The sequence below is a fragment of the Neisseria sp. P0021.S006 genome (assembly GCF_051956895.1).
The window spans coordinates 1-490 of sequence record NZ_JBQCWZ010001126.1; the positions used below are offsets into that span (position 1 = coordinate 1).

Below are 490 nucleotides of genomic sequence, written 5' to 3' on the forward strand. Positions count from 1 at the left end.
ACTCAGTGGCGTGGGGAGGACAAGTTGGCGATGTTTTTAGGCGAAAAAGTGTATGGGGATGGGGTGTGCAAGTGAATGTTGGTGGAGAGGAAAATGCTATTGTTAGCGGGGTGCAGGAAACAGAGGAAAACGAGCGGGCTGTGGGGATGTAAGCGGGGTCGGCTAGCGAAAATGGCGTAGCGCGGGTGGAGGGGGATACAGCCAGAAGCGTCGGACTGATTAGCATTGGTACTGGTGGCGGCTACGTTTGTAGAGGCCGACCACGGTGCCTTTGTTCGAGCTGTCGAGTTCGCCTTTGTCCAGGGTAATGGTTTGGAGCTGACTGGCTTCGTTCACGCCGTCGAAGGTGGAGATGACTTTGGCCTGGATCGGACGGGTAGGGGCGTGAGGTATCGCGTTTAGGTTGTTGGGGTTTTTGGGCGGTTTCGGTGGGTAGTTGTCTTTGTGGGTTTTGGGGGTGGCTTTTTTGGTGGTCAGGGGTTGTGTGGAT

At 55.5% G+C, this 490-nt stretch carries 1 pseudogene; it reads right to left on the bottom strand.

Annotated features, from left to right (window positions below):
• Positions 1-219: 219 nt before the first annotated feature.
• A pseudogene (locus ACTHUM_RS19080) lies at positions 220-490 on the bottom strand (LysM peptidoglycan-binding domain-containing protein); the annotation flags it as partial.